The sequence below is a fragment of the Aeromicrobium sp. genome (genome assembly GCF_047607065.1).
Classification (GTDB): domain Bacteria; phylum Actinomycetota; class Actinomycetes; order Propionibacteriales; family Nocardioidaceae; genus Aeromicrobium.
The window spans coordinates 88,732-104,569 of sequence record NZ_JASGDU010000023.1; the positions used below are offsets into that span (position 1 = coordinate 88,732).

Consider the following 15,838-nt stretch of genomic DNA (forward strand, 5'->3'; position numbering starts at 1 on the left):
CATGTCTGATCTCGACGACCTGATCGCGTCCATTCCCGTCGGCCAGATCGCCGACCAACTCGGGGTCGACCGCGCCGCCGCGCAGAAGGCGGTCACCGGTGCCGTGGAGGCCCTGACCGGCGGCCTCCAGGTGAATGCGTCCAAGGACGGGGGTGCCCAGTCGCTGGTCGATGCCCTGTCGACCAAGGACCTCGGCTTCCTCGACGGTCTCTCGCTGGACCAGATCGACCTGGCCGACGGCCAGAAGATCCTCGGCCACATCTTCGGCGACAAAACCGACAGCATCGCCGCAGCGCTGAGCGGTTCGACCGATGCCCAGCACGCCGCCGCCCCCGGAGCCGGATCCGGGTCGGGCCTCATCCAGAAGGTGCTGCCGCTGATCGCGCCCATCGTGCTGGCCTGGCTCGCCAAGAAGACCGCCGGCCAGAGCGGCGGCGCGGTGAGCAAGGACAGCGGCGGCATCGTGCAGGACATCCTCGGTCAGTTGACCGGTGGCGGCAGCGCGGGCGCCGGTGGCGGCATCGGCGACCTGCTCGGCCAGATCCTCAAGGGCCGCTGACTTGGAGCATGCTCGGATAGGCGAGAACCTGGCCCCTGAAGTGCGAGCTTGCGAGCCTCGAAGGGACCTACTGGTGCCTTGACAGGCCAAGGGCTGCGTCGAGTCCCACGGTGACGCCGGGGTGCTCGGAGACCCAGCGCAGCGCGGCGAGCACGCCGGGCATGAAGGACTCCCGGCTCGACGAGTCGTGGCGGATGCTGAAGATCTCTCCCGGATCGCCCAGCACGACCTCCTGCGAGGCGATGAAGCCGCGCGCCCGCAGGGCGTGGACCGGAATACCGGCGACCCGTGCGCCGCGAGCGCCGTCGGGGTCGGTGGTCGTCGCGTCGGGCAGGGGGGCCGATCCGGCCTGTTCGCGTGCTGCGGCGATCAGTTCGGCGGTCCGGGTCGCCGTGCCCGAGGGGGCGTCGATCTTGTCGGGGTGATGCATCTCGATCACTTCGACCGACTCGAAGAACGGGGCCGCGAGTGCCGCGAAACGCATCATCAGCACCGCACCGATGGAGAAGTTCGGCACGATCAGCACGCCGACGCCGGGGTGCTCGTCGCTGAGCGCTCGCAGCGAGGCGATGCGGTCGTCGCCGAACCCGGAGGTGCCGACCACCGTGTGTACGCCGTGCTCGACGCACCAACGCACATGGTCGAGGGCGACGTCGGGGGTGGAGAACACCAGCGCCGCGTGGGCACCCGCCTCGGTGATGGCGGACAGGTCGTCGCCGACATCGATCTTCGCCACGACCTCCAAGTCGCCGCTGGCCTCGATGGCCTGCACCGAGGTCGATCCCATCCGTCCGTTCGCGCCGATCACGGCCACATGCGTCATGGCGACCAGCGTAGTCGGCGGCGGTGACCTGCCCGATGCTTGGACGCATCTCTCACCCTTGGTGATTCCGCCAGTAGGTCCCGCTGGCTGAGGTGCGAGCGAGGAACGAGTGAGCCTCGAAGCCTGCGATGGTGGGTTCCTTCGAGGACCGCAAGCTCGAACCTCAGGCGGCGGCGTTGACGATCCAGTCGCGCTTCAGGGCCAGGATTCGGCGATCTGCGGTCAGGAACATCAGGCCTTCGGCGGCGGCCTGCGCCACCAGGGCGCGGTCGAAGGGGTCGTGATCGGACAACTCTGGGAACTCCCGCAGCACCTCGGCATGCTCGGCCACGAAGGGCATCTGCCGCAGGCCCAGGCCGTCGAGTATCGAGGACAATCCCTCGGGCATCCGTAACTTGCCCTTCATCGACTTGATCGTCATCTCCAGCAGGCTCATCGAGGAGTAATTGATCGGATGACACGACCCGATCAGCTCGCGGGCCTCACCGCCCATTTTCGAATCACCGTGGGTGAGCCAGATGATGAGGCTGGTGTCGATCAGAATCATGGCTGCTGACCGCCGAAAAGTTCTTCGTGATCGTCGAACATCGCGCGGACCTCGGCATCGGCCTCCTCGGTGAAGGCCTGTTCCCAATCGTCGCCGAACAGATCGGGCATCGATCCGAAGATCGGCTTGCGCGGGCGGACCGGCGTCCAGCACATGATCGGCTCACCCGCACGGGCCACGATGACCGTCTTGCCCCGCTCGACCTCGCGGGCGAGCTTGGACATCTGGGTCTTGGCTTCGTGGATGTTGACGGTGATCGGCATACGGGCAGATTAGTCCAGTGGACCAACCTAGTCCATCCGTACGCCCGGTCAGCGGCGCAACGGGGTGCCGTCGGCGGCGGGGAGTTTGCCGGTGGCGATGAGGATGACATCGACGAGCGACCAGACACCGAGACCGCCACAGGTCAACAGTTTCACGATCCCCAGGCCCGTGTAGCCGAGGTAGAAACGGTCGACACCCCACCCGCCGATGAGGATCGACAACACCAACGCCGTCGTGAACTGCTTCCCCCCGGCCCGGCGAACAACCCCGGCACCTCAGCCGCTGGAAACCACGCTCCGCCGTTACGCGAGACCTGCGACTGACGATGCACCACCCCCTCGGCCGCCTTCGCCCGCACACCAGCCGCGTCCAACGGCCCCACCGGCTCCCCCATCACCGCGACGAAGTACTCGCCCTCGGGGATGGGAACAACGACCGCAGGGAGACGCTTCGGCATGGAACTCAGCCACGTCACGATCATCAAGACAAGACCCGCGAGAAAGATCAATGGTACGAAGTACGTCCCGAACCAACCGGTCAAATAAATCCGCCCTATGAAATCCCCAACCCCAACACCTGGGACCACGGCGACAGCAATCCACCACAACCCCGTCAATGGAAGTAACGACGCCGCGAGCCGGTGACGGCGGAACCTCGAGAGGATAACGACGACCACCCCCAAAACACTCAATAGCAACGACCACATGAGAGCAAAAGCTCCCTCCAGCAGCGCCCACCCGAGGCTGAGCGCCAACAACGCGGCGAGGACCTGCGTCGGGATTCGCACCCACGACGGCACATCAGGTCGGACGGGGACAGTCTCGCTGCTCGGTTCAGTCACGCCCCAAATGCTCTCCCCCCGCTTTGTCATACCGGAACGACGAAGGGGCCGCCGATGTTGTCACACCGGCGGCCCCTTCGGTCAAGGCTGCGTCAGATCACTCAGCGGCAGCCGCCTCGTCCTGGGCGGCCTTCTCCTCGTCGGTCGAGGCGACGATGAGCGACAGCTTGCCGCGGTCGCCGACCTCGGCGATCTCGACCTGGATCTTCTGGCCGACGCTGACGACGTCCTCGACGTTGTTGACCCGCTGACCGCCGTTCAGCTCGCGTAGCTTGCTGATGTGCAGCAGGCCGTCCTTGCCCGGCAGCAGCGAGACGAACGCACCGAAGTCGACCGTCTTGACGACCGTGCCCAGGTAACGCTCGCCGACCTCGGGCATCGTCGGGTTGGCGATCGAGTTGATCGCCGAGCGGGCGGCCTCGGCCGCATCGCCGTTGTCGGCGCCCACGTAGACGGTGCCGTCGTCGTCGATGGAGATCTTCGCGCCGGTGTCGTCCTGGATCTGGTTGATCATCTTGCCCTTGGGGCCGATGACCTCGCCGATCTTGTCGACCGGGATCTTGATGGTGATGATGCGCGGCGCGTACGGGCTCATCTCGTCCGGCTCGCTGATCGCCTCGGCCATCACGTCGAGGATCGTCAGGCGGGCGTCGCGCGCCTGCGTGAGCGCGTCGGCGAGCACGTCGGCCGGGATGCCGTCGAGCTTGGTGTCGAGCTGCAGCGCCGTGACGAACTCGCGCGTGCCGGCGACCTTGAAGTCCATGTCACCGAAGGCGTCCTCGGCACCGAGGATGTCGGTCAGCGTGACGTACTCGGTCTGGCCGTCGACCTCACCGGAGATCAGGCCCATCGCAATGCCGGCGACCGGCGCGCGCAGCGGCACACCGGCGTTGAGCAGGCCGAGGGTCGAGGCGCACACCGAACCCATCGAGGTCGAGCCGTTCGAGCCGAGCGCCTCGGAGACCTGACGAATCGCGTAGGGGAACTCCTCGCGCGTCGGCAGCACCGGCAGCAGCGCGCGGCCGGCGAGCGCGCCGTGACCGATCTCGCGGCGCTTCGGCGAACCGACGCGGCCCGTCTCGCCGGTCGAGAACGGCGGGAAGTTGTAGTTGTGCAGGTAGCGGCGGCTCGTCTCGGGGCTGAGCGTGTCGAGCTTCTGCTCCATGTCGAGCATGTTGAGCGTCGTGATGCCCATGATCTGCGTCTCGCCGCGCTGGAACAGCGCCGAGCCGTGCACGCGCGGCACCACGCCGACCTCGGCCGACAGCTCGCGGATGTCGGCCAGGCCGCGGCCGTCGATGCGGACCTTGTCGCGCAGCACGCGCTCGCGCACCAGGTTCTTGGTCAGCGAGCGCAGCGCGGCACCGAGTTCCTTCTCACGGCCGGCGAAGTCCTCGCCGATCTTGTCGAGCACGTCGGCCTTGATCTCGGCCTCACGGGCCTCGCGGTCGGCCTTGGACACGATCGTCAGCGCCTCGGCGAGGTCATCGCTGGCGATCTTCGCCACGGCCTCGTAGGCGTCGTCCTCGTAGTCGAGGAAAACCGGGAACTCCTGGACCGGCTTGGCGGCGCTGGCGGCCAGCTCGGCCTGCGCCTCGCACAGCTGGCGGATGAAGCCCTTGGCGGCCTCCAGGCCGCCGGCGACGATCTCCTCGGTGGGCGCCTGCACGCCGCTCTGCACGAGGTTCCAGGTGGCATCGGTCGACTCGGCCTCGACCATCATAATCGCGACGTCATCGCCTGCGACCCGGCCGGCGACGACCATGTCGAACACGGCGTCCTCCAGCTGGCTGTGCGTCGGGAAGGCGACCCACTGGCCGTCGATCAGGGCGACGCGGGTCGCGCCGATGGGACCGGAGAACGGCAGCCCGGAGATCTGCGTCGAGGCCGAGGCCGCGTTGATCGCCAGCACGTCGTACGGGGTGTCGGGGTTGAGTGCCAAGACGGTGATGACGACCTGGACCTCGTTGCGCAGGCCCTTCTTGAAGGTCGGGCGCAGCGGCCGGTCGATCAGGCGGCAGGTGAGGATCGCGTCCTCGCTGGGGCGGCCCTCACGACGGAAGAACGAACCGGGAATGCGGCCCGCAGCGTACATGCGCTCCTCGACGTCGACGGTCAGCGGGAAGAAGTCGAAGTGGTCCTTGGGCTGCTTGCTGGCCGTGGTGGCCGACAGCAGCATGGTGTCCTCGTCGAGGAACGCCGAGACGCTGCCGGCGGCCTGGCGGGCCAGCTGACCGGTCTCGAAGCGGACCGTGCGGGTGCCGAAGCGGCCGTTGTCAATGACGGCTTCGACGGTGTGGATGGAATCAGACATAGATGTCCCTTCCGTGAGCCGACGGCTCACTGATGAGGGACGAGACGAGGAGCCTGCCGGTCTTCGATCGAGGCCCGCGGCGCTCCGCTCGCAAGGAGGGGTCCGAAGGCCACTACCGAGGACCGAGCCGTGGCGACTCGCGTCTCGTCCGTGTGGGTGATGATTGTTCAGTTGTGCATGAGCGTGAAGCCCGCGCCCATGATGCACCGCGGGCGGCCGCCGGTGAAGGACGACCGCCCGTGGCGTGTCAGCGGCGCAGGCCGAGGCGCTCGATGAGCGAGCGGTAGCGCTCGATGTCGGTGTTCTGCACGTAGTTGAGCAGGCGACGACGCTGACCGACGAGCAGCAGCAGGCCACGACGGCTGTGGTGGTCGTGCTTGTGCTCCTTGAGGTGCTCGGTCAGGTGAGCGATGCGCTGGGTCAGGACCGCGATCTGGACCTCCGGAGAACCGGTGTCGCCCTCATGCGTCGCGTACTGCGCGATGATCTCGGACTTGGACAGGCCCGCCACGGTGGGCGCAGCAGTCTTCTTCGACATTCGTTCTCCTCGTAGGTCGTAGCGCGGCGCACCCGGGCATGTTCACCGGAGCACTGGAAACCGCGGCCGATACACGGCACTGCGCCCAGGGTATCAGCGCGGACACCCGCCCGGCGAATCAGGCGGGCGGCAGTCCCAGGGCGCGGCGGGCGGCCGCGACGTCGGCGTGCATCTGCTCGACGAGGGCCTCGACTGAGCCGAAGGCCTCCATGCCGCGCAGCCGCTGGACGAACTCGACGCGGATCTCCTGGTCGTACAGGTCGAGGTCGGTGCGGTCCAGCACGTAGGCCTCGACCCGCCGCTCGGTACCGTCGAAGGTCGGGTTGTCACCCACCGAGACCGCGGCCGGCCAGCGCTGCCCGGCGTCCTGCGACAACGGCACCACCCAGGCGGCGTACACGCCGTCGCCGGGCACCGCGAAGCCGGACGCCACCGGCACGTTCGCCGTGGGGAAGCCGAGGTCGCGCCCGCGCTGGTCACCGCGGGTGACCACGCCGCTGACCTCGGCCGGCCGGCCGAGGATCCGTGCCGCTGCGGCGACGTCGCCGCCGGCGACCAGCCGCCGCACCAGCGACGAGGAGTATTCCTGGGCATCGCCGGCCAACGGGAGCGCATCGACGGCGAAGCCGTGCTCCGCGCCGAACCGGGTCAAGGTGGCGACATCGCCGGAGGCCTTGGACCCGTAGGTGAAGTTCTCGCCCACGACCACGTGGGCGGCCCGCAGGTCCTCGATGAGGACACGCCGCACGAACTCTTCGGGCGACCACACCGCCATCTCGCGACTGAAAGCGAGCACCCGCACCTCGCCGGCACCCTCGGCCCGCAGCAGCTCGACCCGCCGTTCGATGCCGGTCAGCAGCGCCGGGACGCGGTCCGGGGCGAAGACCGCCACCGGATGCGGATCGAAGGTCACCGCGACGATCGGCCGCTCCTCGGCCACCTCGCACGCGCGTGCGAGCAGACTCTGGTGCCCCAGGTGCACTCCGTCGAAGGTCCCGATGGTCACAACGGTCGGTTCAGCGAACGGAGCCGTATCCGCTCCGTCCACCTCACGCCAGATCGCCACGGAAGAACTCTGCCACAGCATGCATGGGTGGTTCCGCCGACAGGCGGAGCAGTTATTGCCACCATCGCCATGAGCCGCCCCGCGATTCGAAAGAGTGAGGGACCGGGTTCGCCGCGTCGCGACCCTCGGACCCCTTACCATGTGTCTATGGGCAGGATCAGAAGTACGGCGCTCATCAGCCTCGGCCTTGCCTGCGTCACCGCATTGGGATTCATCATCGCGGGGCGACTGGTACTGCCGCCGATCGCTGCCCCAGACACTGCCTCGATCCTGCGCTCCGAATCAGTGCTACCCGCCTCGCCGCCTGACACCGTGCTCGATGACGTGGTCGTCACACCCCTGACGGGTCCAGACGACGGCACGACGCCTGCGGACGAGCCGATCAGGTCCGACGACAACGATTCCGACCCGACCGATCCGATATCGACGGATCCGGCAGTACAGACGACCGGCGACACCTCAGCGCCCTCGACCGTTCAGGTCTCCGGCGAACCCGACCAGGTCGCCGAGAACGCCGCACGTGACGATCCGACCGGAATCGGGCCGTCTACTCGACAAAGCGACCATCGCCAGCACCGCCGCTGAGTCGCGTGTCGACACTCTTCGACCGCGTGTCGGTCCGTTCGCGGCTCGCCTTCGCCGTGACCTCGTGGACGCTTCTCGCGCTCATGGTGACCGGCTACGCAATCCTGCGCGTCGCCGAGCATCGCGCACTGAATGATGCTGCCGCCGATGCCGATGCCGTCATGAGTCACTTCCGACAGCACGAGGAAGATCATCCGACGGCCACAGCCGCCGACCTGCTCGGCGACTTCGCCGCCAACGCCGTCGTCCCGCCGCGTCAGTCGGTGGTGGCGGTGATCGACGGGTCCACCCTCGACAATGGCGAAACCCCGGCAGAGCGAATCGACGGCGCACTGCAGGCGGCACGCGATCTGCCCGAAGGGGGGTCTCGCATCGTCGCTTCCGGCGACGCGACCCTGGCCTACGCCGTTCTCGAAGTTCACGACGGCTCTACGACCGGGCACCTGGTGGTCGTGAGCGACCTCAGCACGACGATGCACAGCATCGACGACCTGGCGACCACCTTCATGCTGATCTGCCTCGCCGTGGTCATCGTGACGGGCATGTCGGCATGGTTCATCGCCGGACGGGTGCTCACCCCCCTACGCCGACTCCAACGCACCGCCGCGTCGATCACCGCCGGCGACCTCGACCAACGCATCACCGTCACCGGCCAGGACGACCTGAGCCGACTGCAACGCACCGTGAACTCCATGCTCGACGCCTTGCAGTCGGCCGTCACCACGCAACGAGACCTGCTCGACGACGTTGGCCACGAGTTACGCACGCCGCTGACCATCATGCGGGGACACCTCGAAACCGCGACCCTCACTGACCCCGTATCCGTCGGGCAAACCCACGAAATCGTCCTTGAAGAGATCGACCGCGTCACCCGTCTCGTCTCCGATCTCCTGGTCCTCGCCGACGCCCACAGCCCGGACTTCCTCCGAAGCGTCCCGACTGACATCGACACGCTCGTTCAACGCATCGCCACCAAAGTCAGACCCTTGGCACCTCGCGACTGGCACGTCGTCACGCGAACCGGAGCGACGATCAGCCTCGACCCTGATCGCATCACCCAGGCCGTCATGGCGCTCGTGGACAATGCCATCGGCCATACCCAGGCCGGTGATCTCATCGGTATCTGCGCCACGCATTCCGGCGGCGAACTGCGGCTCCTCGTCGGCGACTCCGGCCCCGGGGTGCCAGCCCAGGACCGTGAGCGCGTCTTTGATCGATTCGGTCGCGGCCGGGCCGACCAGCGTCGCAGCGACAGTCATGGACTCGGCCTCGCCATCACCTCGGCCATCGCCGAGGCCCACGGAGGGAAGGTACATCTGCTCGATCCCGCCCAGCAGGGTGCCTTCCCCGGTGCCACCTTCGAGATCGTCATTCCTCTACCGGAGGAGCAATGAGCCAGATTCTTGTCGTCGAAGACGAGCCGCGCATTTCGTCCTTCCTGGTCGGCGGCCTGAGATCGGCCGGCTTCGTCGTCCGGGCCGTGTCTAACGGCGGCGACGCGGTCGCCGAACTCACCAAGGCCCCTGCCGACCTGGTGCTGCTCGACCTTGGCCTACCCGATATCGACGGCCATGAGGTGCTCGCCTATCTGAGAAAGTGGCATCCCGCCCTGGCCGTCATCGTGCTCACCGCCCGCACCAGCCAGCGTGACACTCTGGCCGCTCTCGAAGGCGGTGCTGTCGATTACGTCACCAAACCGTTTCGGCTCGCCGAACTGGTCGCCCGCGTGCGTCTGCGTCTCGGGTCCTCGGCCACTCCGACGCCGACGACCGACGTGCTCGCCCTGGGACCTGTCACCATCGATATCGGTGCGCGACGGTGCTACCTCGAAGACACCGAGGTGGAACTGTCGCCGCGGGAGTTCGATCTGATCACCGCCTTCGCACGGCATCGCGGGCAGGCGCTATCTCGCGATCAGTTGCGTCGCCAGGCGTGGGGTGAGGAATCCCAGGGCGAGGGTTCGAATATCGTCGACGTCCACGTTGCGTCGTTACGGCGCAAACTCGGACCCGGCATCGTCGCCACCGTGCGCGGGGTGGGCTATCGAAGCATCTGAGGCATCCGGCGCGTAGGTGAGGACCCAGGCTCTCCGGCTTTTCGTCCGTCTGCGGAATCTGTCAGACACCGGGAGCGCCCGAAGGCCCGGAGTCCATCGACTCCGGGCCTTCGTGGTCCTCTTCGTGAGCAGGACCGATTGCAACTGTCCTATCAGCTCAACGGGGCTGGCCGGGGCCGGCCGGCGGCTGACCCGGACCCGCCGGCGGCGGACCCTGAGGCCGCTCTCCCAGTCCGGCCTGCTGCCCACCCGAGGCAGCGGGGGCAGGCTGCTGGCCCTGGCCCTGGCCCTGGCCAGCAGCCAGGCCGGCACCCTCGCAGTCCTCACGCGCCTGCTCCTCATCGGCGGCGTCGGAATCCGTGGTGTCGTCAGTCTCCGTACTGTCGTCGGTCTCCGTGCTGTCGCCCGTCTCCGTGGTCTCCTCGCTCGAGTCCTCCGTCGTCTCCTCGCTGGAAGAATCGGTGGTCTCCTCACTCGAGGAGTCCGTCGTGGAGGTGTCGTCCTCGGCATGGGAGGCGGAGGCCAGGCCGACGACCCCCGCCGCGAGCGTCACAGCGGCCAGACCCGTTCCGAGGCGGCGGCGGATTCCGGTAGTCATCATCAATTCACTCCTTTGTGATGGGGGTAGTGCTTCGGATACCAACCATGCTGGTCGGCAATGATGAAGCCTCGATGAAGGCACCGTGAGACCCCTGACGTGACGTACCCCGAGGACGGCGTTCGCCTCATCTGGTCACGTCATCTGACAAGGTTCGTCCCATGCGCATCCTGATCGTCGAGGACAAGCCGACCGACTCCCCCCTCGCCGAAAAGCTCACGTCCCACGGCTTCGACACGGTCCGTCTCACTGACCTCGATACCCACCTCAGCGATGCGCTGACGGGACGTGACATCGACCTGGTGATTCTCGATCTCGATATTCCTGAAGCCATCTCTTCGGGTCGCCTGAACGACCACCTGATCGCCGAGCTTCACCGCCTGCCTCTGATCGTGATGTCCGACCACGAGACCACACCCGACCCGATCGGTACTCACTGCGGCACCACCGTCGATCATCTGGTGAAGCCTTTCGGCTTCGACGAACTCCTCGCGCGCGTCCGGCTCCGGTTGCAACGTCCCACAACCCTGCCGAGCGCCGTCGCCGACCCGCCGAAGGTGCTGCTCGACCCCCACAGTCGCACTGCCAGCGTGGATCGCACCGAGGTCGAACTCTCCGACCAGGAGTTCGATCTCTTGGACGTGCTGATGCGTCACCGTGGCCGGGTCCTGTCACGACAATTTCTTCTCTCCCACGTGTGGGGCTACGACTTCGATCCCGGATCGAATGTCGTCGACGTCTACATCGGCTATTTACGCAAGAAACTGGGAAAAGACATCATCCGCACCGTCCGCGGCGCCGGATACCGCTTCGACTGAGGAGCGGTCACAACAGCGGGCGCAAGGGACTCAGCAGCAACTCGCAGATGCGCGAGACGAACCAGCGGCGCTCCCAGTCCGCCGGGGTCAGCTCGGCGCAGTTCGTCAGGTCCCGCGCGAAGACTGCCTCCAGGTGCGCCGCCAACGCCGGGTCCACCACCTCGACGTTGATCTCGTAGTTGCCCGACAGGCTCAGCCGGTCGATGTTGGCGGTGCCGATGGTGGTCCACTCCCCGTCGATGGTGCAGGTCTTGGCATGCACCATGTGGTCGCGGTAGCGGTGGATGCGCACGCCCGCCTCCAGCAGCCGGCCGTAGAAGCCACGCGAGAGCCAGTCGGTCACGACGTGGTTGGAGATCTCCGGAACGATGATGTCGATCTCGACACCGCGGGCACGCGCCTCGAGCAGGGCACCGAGGATGTCGCTGTCGGGGATGAAATAGGCCGCAGTGATCTTGATACGCCGCGTCGCCCGGTCGATGGCCTCCAGATACATGTTGCGGATCGGGAAGACCAACTGACGCGGGATGTTGCGATGGATGCGCACCCGCGGGTCCCAGTCCGTCGAACCGGTGCCGACGATGGCCTCGCCGGGGCGCAGTGTGTTCCAGAAATCGATGAAGGCGTTCGCGAGGTCCCACACCGCCGAGCCGGTGATCCGGACGTGGGTGTCGCGCCACTGGGTCGCATAGGTCGAGCCGATGTTGTAGCCGCCGACGAAGCCCACGGTGTCGTCGACCACGAGGATCTTACGGTGGTCGCGCCCCCAGCGCCGGGGAGTGAAGGGCTTGAGACCGGCGTTGTAGATGGGATAGCGCAGCACGTGAACGCCGGGGGCAAAGCGGTAGAAACTCGGCCGCACCACGAGGTTGGCGAATCCGTCGTAGACCACGTACACCTGGACGCCGCGCGCGGCGGCCGCCTGCAGCGCGGCCTTGAAGCGACGGCCCTCGGCGTCGCCCTTGACGATGAAGGACTCGAAGAACACCCGGTGTTCGGCCGCCTCGATAGCCGAGATCATGTCGTCGAACAGGTCGTCGCCGTAGGTGTAGGTCGTGGCGGCACCGCGCGAGGTCTGGACGCTCTGCGGGGCGGTCACCGGGAAGCCGTGCGCACGCTGCCCGCGCAGCACCTTGCGGACCTTGGTCGTCGTCATAATGCCCACGACCGTCAGCGTCACCGCGATGAGCCAGGCTTTGACGACCTCCCACACGATCCGTCGGGGAGAGGGCATCGAGTTCAACATGCCGCCACTGTAGGACCGACTCGCCCGCCCGCACGGCACCCTCGCCGTACGGGAGCCGGGGAACGGGAAGCGGTCAGGCGAAGACGGCGACGGGGACCGCATCGGAGCCGCGCCGGGCGTAGAGGGCGAGGAAGGTCCCGTCCGGCGCGAACACCGCCACCGGCCCCTCGACCCCGAGGTCCAGACCCGGCAACCGGCGTCCGTACCGGACCTCGACGGCCTGGGCGTCGGACAGCTCGAACGAAGGGAACGCCAGGCGCGTCGCCTCATCCAGGCCGAGCACCCGCCACTCCCGCGCGAGGTCGTCGAGCGTCGCGGCGTGTTCCAAGGAGAACGGCCCGACCCGCGTGCGGCGCAGCATCGTCAGATGCCCGCCCACCCCGAGCGCGGCCCCCAGGTCACGGGCCAACGCCCGGACGTACGTGCCGGTCGAGCAGGCCACATGGACATCGACGTCCACGACCTCCTCACCGCAGCGCAGGTCCAGGATCGAGAAATCGCTCACCGTCACCGGCCGGGCCGCCAGCGCGACCTCTTCGCCGGCGCGCACCCGCGCATAGGAGCGCTGCCCGTCGACCTTGATCGCCGACACCGACGACGGCACCTGGTCGATGCGCCCGCGCAAGGGTGCCATCGCCACCTCGATCCGGGCCAGGTCCAGATGCGCGGCAGGTGCCGAGGAGACGACCTCGCCTTCGGCGTCGTCGGTCACCGTGGACTGCCCCAGCCGGATCGTCGCCAGGTATTCCTTGTCGGTCAGCTGCACCTGGCCCAGCAGGCGCGTGGCCCGGCCGATGCCGAGCACGAGCACCCCGGTCGCCATCGGGTCGAGCGTGCCGGCGTGACCGACCTTGCCGGTTCCGGCGAGCCTCCGGCAGCGGCCGACGACATCGTGCGAGGTCCAGCCGGTCGGCTTGTCGACGACGACCAGACCGGGGAACGGCTCGGGGCGCTCGGCCTTCGTCACTGCTCCTCGTCGTGATGCTTGTACGGATCGGCCTCGCCTGCATACCGCGCGCCCTCGGCCTGGGCGGCCACCTCGGCGTCCGATGCCTTGGCCTGTGCCAGCAAGTCCTCGATGTGCCGGGCCGACTCCGGCACCGCGTCGAGGAAGAACTCCAGCGACGGCGTGTGCCGCAGGCCGAGGCGCTTGCCGACCTCCGAGCGCAGCATGCCGGTCGCACTGCGCAGGGCCGCACCGCTGCCCTCGATGGCGTCGGCGTCGCCGAGGACGGTGTAGAAGACCGAGGCGTGCTGATGATCGCCGGTCACCCGGACGTCGGTGATCGTCACGAAGCCGAGTCGCGGGTCCTTCAGCCGCCGCTCGACGAGTTCGGCCACGATGACCTTGATACGGTCGGCGATCTGGTTCTGGCGCTGTCCGGCCATGATGGATGCTCCTCTACTCGTCGATCCCTGAGGTGCGAGCGAGGAACGAGCGATCCTCGAAGGGACGAACACCATCCACGTGGTCTCCGGCCCTTCGAGGCTCAGGCGCGGGACGCCTTCGCACCTCAGGGGTCGAGGGGTGTTGCTTACGCGCGCGGCTTCTCGCGCAACTCGAAGGTCTCGACCACATCGTCGATCTTGATGTCGCCGTAGCCCTTGAGCACCAGGCCGCACTCGAAGCCCTCGCGGACCTCGCTGACGTCGTCCTTCTCCCGCCGCAGGCTGGCGAAGTCGAGGTTGTCGGCGACCACGGCACCGTCACGCAGCAACCGGGCTTTCGCATTGCGCTTGATAACGCCGCCGGTGACCATACAACCGGCGATGTTGCCGATCTTGGACGAACGGAAGATCTCGCGGATCTGCGCCGTGCCGAGCTGGTGCTCCTCGAACTCCGGCTTGAGCATGCCCTTGAGCGCGGCCTCGATCTCCTCGATGGCCTGGTAGATGACCGAGTAGTACTTGATCTCGACACCCTCGCGGTCGGCCAGTTCGGTCGCCTTGCCCTGCGGGCGGACGTTGAAGCCGATGATGACGGCGTTCGACGCGGCGGCGAGGTTGACGTCGGTCTCGGTGATCGCGCCGACACCGCGGTCGATGACCCGCAGCGCGACGTCCTCGCCCACCTCGATCTGCGCCAGCGAGTCCTCCAGGGCCTCGACCGAGCCGGAACCCTCGCCCTTGAGGATCAACAGCAACTCGTCGGTCTCGCCCTTCTCCATGCTCGACATGAAATCCTCGAGCGTGCGGCGGCCGCTGCGCTTGGCCAGCAGCGCGTTGCGCTCACGGGCCTCGCGCCGCTCGGCGATCTGGCGGGCCACCCGGTCGTCGTCGACGACCATGAAGTTGTCGCCGGCACCGGGCACCGAGGTCAGGCCCAGCACCAGGGCCGGGCGCGACGGCGGGGCCTCCGTGATGTTCTCGCCGAACTCGTCGAGCAGGGCGCGCACACGGCCGAACGCCGAACCGGCGACCAGCGTGTCTCCCACGCGCAGCGTGCCGCGATGCACCAGGACCGTCGCGACCGGGCCGCGACCGCGATCCAGGTGAGCCTCGATGGCCAGGCCCTCGGCGTTCTGGTCCGGGTTGGCCCGCAGGTCCAGCGATGCATCCGCAGTCAGCACGACCGCCGCGAGCAGGTCCTCCAGGCCGGTGCCGGCCTTGGCCGAGACGTCGACGAACATCGTGTCGCCGCCGTACTCCTCGGGCACGAGGCCGTATTCGGTGAGCTGGCCGCGCACCTTGGACGGATCGGCACCCGGCTTGTCGACCTTGTTGACCGCGACGACGATCGGCAGGCTCGCGGCCTTGGCGTGGTTCAACGCCTCCACCGTCTGCGGCATCACGCCGTCGTCGGCCGCGACCACGAGGATCGCGATATCGGTCGCCTGGGCACCGCGCGCACGCATGGCGGTGAACGCCTCGTGACCGGGGGTGTCGATGAAGGTGATCGCGCGCTCGGTGCCGTCGACCTCGGTAGCGACCTGATAGGCACCGATGGTCTGGGTGATACCGCCGGCCTCCTTGGCCACGACATTGGAGTTGCGGATCGCATCGAGCAGTTTGGTCTTGCCGTGGTCGACGTGACCCATGACGGTGACGACCGGCGGACGGGCCGCCAGATCGGCGTCGTCGCCCTCGTCCTCGCCGAACTCCAGGCTGAACGACTCCAGCAGTTCGCGGTCCTCGTCCTCGGGCGAGACGACCTGCACGTCGTAGTTCAGTTCCTCGCCCAGCAGCTGCAGGGTGTCGTCGTTGACCGACTGGGTCGCGGTGACCATCTCGCCCAGGTGGAACAGCACCTGCACGAGCGAGGCCGCGTCGACACCGATCTTCTCGGCAAAGTCGGTCAGCGAAGCACCCCGTGCCAGGCGCACGGTCTCGCCATTGCCCTTACGGAGGCGCACCCCGCCGATGGCGGGTGCCTGCATCTGGTCGAACTCTTGACGCTTCGCACGCTTGCTCTTGCGGCCACGGCGGACGGGGCCACCGGCACGGCCGAAGGCACCCTGGGTGCCGCCACGACCGCCGCGACCCGCAGGACCGCCACCGCCGGGACGACCGGCGAATCCACCGCCGCCACCGCCGCCGCCGGGACGACCGGCGAAACCGCCGCCGCCACCGCCGGGACGACCAC

At 67.7% G+C, this 15,838-nt stretch carries 17 protein-coding genes and 1 pseudogene; 5 read left to right on the forward strand and 13 right to left on the reverse strand.

All coding sequences use genetic code 11. The annotated features are described in order from the left end of the window. Window position 1: 1 nt before the first annotated feature. Window positions 2–559, forward strand: coding sequence for a DUF937 domain-containing protein (locus QM597_RS03510; RefSeq protein ID WP_415003487.1), 558 nt, complete (start codon window positions 2–4; stop codon window positions 557–559). Window positions 560–626: 67 nt separating this feature from the next. On the opposite strand, the gene dapB is transcribed toward QM597_RS03510, so the two are convergent. From dapB to QM597_RS03550, 8 genes and pseudogenes are all read right to left on the reverse strand, one after another. Beyond that, window positions 627–1,382 (reverse strand): 4-hydroxy-tetrahydrodipicolinate reductase, encoded by a 756-nt coding sequence (dapB, locus tag QM597_RS03515; protein WP_415003488.1) that lies wholly within the window; start codon window positions 1,380–1,382, stop codon window positions 627–629. A gap of 163 nt (window positions 1,383–1,545) precedes the next feature. Beyond that, complete coding sequence (locus QM597_RS03520; protein WP_415003489.1) at window positions 1,546–1,929, reverse strand: type II toxin-antitoxin system VapC family toxin; 384 nt, start codon at window positions 1,927–1,929, stop codon at window positions 1,546–1,548. Beyond that, on the reverse strand, window positions 1,926–2,192 hold the full coding sequence (locus QM597_RS03525) for a type II toxin-antitoxin system Phd/YefM family antitoxin (protein ID WP_415003490.1): 267 nt from the start codon (window positions 2,190–2,192) through the stop codon (window positions 1,926–1,928). The genes QM597_RS03520 and QM597_RS03525 overlap by 4 nt, the downstream gene beginning before the upstream one ends. 48 nt (window positions 2,193–2,240) lie before the next feature. Beyond that, window positions 2,241–2,429, reverse strand: a pseudogene (locus tag QM597_RS03530) (TM2 domain-containing protein); the annotation flags it as partial. Continuing rightward, window positions 2,345–3,064 (reverse strand): DUF4339 domain-containing protein, encoded by a 720-nt coding sequence (locus QM597_RS03535; RefSeq protein WP_415003491.1) that lies wholly within the window; start codon window positions 3,062–3,064, stop codon window positions 2,345–2,347. The pseudogene QM597_RS03530 and the gene QM597_RS03535, both read right to left, overlap by 85 nt. 67 nt (window positions 3,065–3,131) lie before the next feature. Further along, the gene (locus QM597_RS03540; RefSeq protein WP_415003492.1) at window positions 3,132–5,348 is read right to left on the reverse strand and encodes a polyribonucleotide nucleotidyltransferase; all 2,217 of its coding nucleotides are present in this window, start codon (window positions 5,346–5,348) and stop codon (window positions 3,132–3,134) included. Window positions 5,349–5,595: 247 nt separating this feature from the next. Next, the gene (gene rpsO, locus QM597_RS03545; RefSeq protein ID WP_415003493.1) at window positions 5,596–5,886 is read right to left on the reverse strand and encodes a 30S ribosomal protein S15; all 291 of its coding nucleotides are present in this window, start codon (window positions 5,884–5,886) and stop codon (window positions 5,596–5,598) included. Window positions 5,887–6,004: 118 nt separating this feature from the next. Next, complete coding sequence (locus tag QM597_RS03550; RefSeq protein ID WP_415003494.1) at window positions 6,005–6,952, reverse strand: bifunctional riboflavin kinase/FAD synthetase; 948 nt, start codon at window positions 6,950–6,952, stop codon at window positions 6,005–6,007. A 147-nt stretch (window positions 6,953–7,099) separates the two neighbouring features. On the opposite strand from QM597_RS03550, the gene QM597_RS03555 reads away from it, so the two are divergent. Genes QM597_RS03555 through QM597_RS03565 form a run of 3 tightly spaced genes read left to right on the forward strand, consistent with a single transcriptional unit; the run spans window position 7,100 to window position 9,593 of the window. After that, window positions 7,100–7,537 (forward strand): hypothetical protein, encoded by a 438-nt coding sequence (locus QM597_RS03555; RefSeq protein ID WP_415003495.1) that lies wholly within the window; start codon window positions 7,100–7,102, stop codon window positions 7,535–7,537. Between the two features lie 5 nt (window positions 7,538–7,542). Continuing rightward, window positions 7,543–8,931, forward strand: a complete 1,389-nt coding sequence (locus QM597_RS03560) for a sensor histidine kinase (protein ID WP_415003496.1) — start codon at window positions 7,543–7,545, stop codon at window positions 8,929–8,931. After that, window positions 8,928–9,593, forward strand: coding sequence for a response regulator transcription factor (locus QM597_RS03565; protein ID WP_415003497.1), 666 nt, complete (start codon window positions 8,928–8,930; stop codon window positions 9,591–9,593). Before QM597_RS03560 ends, QM597_RS03565 begins: the two co-directional genes overlap by 4 nt. Before the next feature lie 157 nt (window positions 9,594–9,750). Here the strand turns inward: QM597_RS03565 and QM597_RS03570 are convergent, their stop codons facing one another. Continuing rightward, complete coding sequence (locus tag QM597_RS03570) at window positions 9,751–10,194, reverse strand: hypothetical protein (RefSeq protein ID WP_415003498.1); 444 nt, start codon at window positions 10,192–10,194, stop codon at window positions 9,751–9,753. Between the two features lie 158 nt (window positions 10,195–10,352). Here QM597_RS03570 and QM597_RS03575 point away from each other — a divergent pair, with 158 nt between their 5' ends. Further along, entirely contained in the window at window positions 10,353–11,009 is a 657-nt protein-coding gene (locus QM597_RS03575) for a response regulator transcription factor (protein ID WP_415003499.1), read from the forward strand. Between the two features lie 7 nt (window positions 11,010–11,016). On the opposite strand, the gene QM597_RS03580 is transcribed toward QM597_RS03575, so the two are convergent. The 4 genes from QM597_RS03580 to infB all read right to left on the reverse strand — a co-directional run. Then, on the reverse strand, window positions 11,017–12,255 hold the full coding sequence (locus QM597_RS03580; protein WP_415003500.1) for a phospholipase D-like domain-containing protein: 1,239 nt from the start codon (window positions 12,253–12,255) through the stop codon (window positions 11,017–11,019). A 73-nt stretch (window positions 12,256–12,328) separates the two neighbouring features. Then, entirely contained in the window at window positions 12,329–13,222 is an 894-nt protein-coding gene (truB, locus tag QM597_RS03585) for a tRNA pseudouridine(55) synthase TruB (RefSeq protein ID WP_415003501.1), read from the reverse strand. Further along, on the reverse strand, window positions 13,219–13,644 hold the full coding sequence (gene rbfA, locus QM597_RS03590) for a 30S ribosome-binding factor RbfA (RefSeq protein ID WP_415003502.1): 426 nt from the start codon (window positions 13,642–13,644) through the stop codon (window positions 13,219–13,221). The genes truB and rbfA overlap by 4 nt, the downstream gene beginning before the upstream one ends. A gap of 146 nt (window positions 13,645–13,790) precedes the next feature. Further along, window positions 13,791–15,838 (reverse strand): translation initiation factor IF-2 (gene infB, locus QM597_RS03595; protein WP_415003503.1); only part of this gene is annotated, 2,048 nt, incomplete at its 5' end.

What these genes read in the sequence shown, in the direction of transcription:
- QM597_RS03510 (WP_415003487.1), top strand. Translation starts at nt 2, where the DNA reads ATGTCTGATCTCGACGACCTGATCGCGTCCATTCCCGTCGGCCAGATC.
- dapB (WP_415003488.1), bottom strand. Translation starts at nt 1,382, where the DNA reads ATGACGCATGTGGCCGTGATCGGCGCGAACGGACGGATGGGATCGACC.
- QM597_RS03520 (WP_415003489.1), bottom strand. Translation starts at nt 1,929, where the DNA reads ATGATTCTGATCGACACCAGCCTCATCATCTGGCTCACCCACGGTGAT.
- QM597_RS03525 (WP_415003490.1), bottom strand. Translation starts at nt 2,192, where the DNA reads ATGCCGATCACCGTCAACATCCACGAAGCCAAGACCCAGATGTCCAAG.
- QM597_RS03535 (WP_415003491.1), bottom strand. Translation starts at nt 3,064, where the DNA reads ATGACAAAGCGGGGGGAGAGCATTTGGGGCGTGACTGAACCGAGCAGC.
- QM597_RS03540 (WP_415003492.1), bottom strand. Translation starts at nt 5,348, where the DNA reads ATGTCTGATTCCATCCACACCGTCGAAGCCGTCATTGACAACGGCCGC.
- rpsO (WP_415003493.1), bottom strand. Translation starts at nt 5,886, where the DNA reads ATGTCGAAGAAGACTGCTGCGCCCACCGTGGCGGGCCTGTCCAAGTCC.
- QM597_RS03555 (WP_415003495.1), top strand. Translation starts at nt 7,100, where the DNA reads ATGGGCAGGATCAGAAGTACGGCGCTCATCAGCCTCGGCCTTGCCTGC.
- QM597_RS03565 (WP_415003497.1), top strand. Translation starts at nt 8,928, where the DNA reads ATGAGCCAGATTCTTGTCGTCGAAGACGAGCCGCGCATTTCGTCCTTC.
- QM597_RS03570 (WP_415003498.1), bottom strand. Translation starts at nt 10,194, where the DNA reads ATGATGACTACCGGAATCCGCCGCCGCCTCGGAACGGGTCTGGCCGCT.
- QM597_RS03575 (WP_415003499.1), top strand. Translation starts at nt 10,353, where the DNA reads ATGCGCATCCTGATCGTCGAGGACAAGCCGACCGACTCCCCCCTCGCC.
- QM597_RS03580 (WP_415003500.1), bottom strand. Translation starts at nt 12,255, where the DNA reads ATGTTGAACTCGATGCCCTCTCCCCGACGGATCGTGTGGGAGGTCGTC.
- rbfA (WP_415003502.1), bottom strand. Translation starts at nt 13,644, where the DNA reads ATGGCCGGACAGCGCCAGAACCAGATCGCCGACCGTATCAAGGTCATC.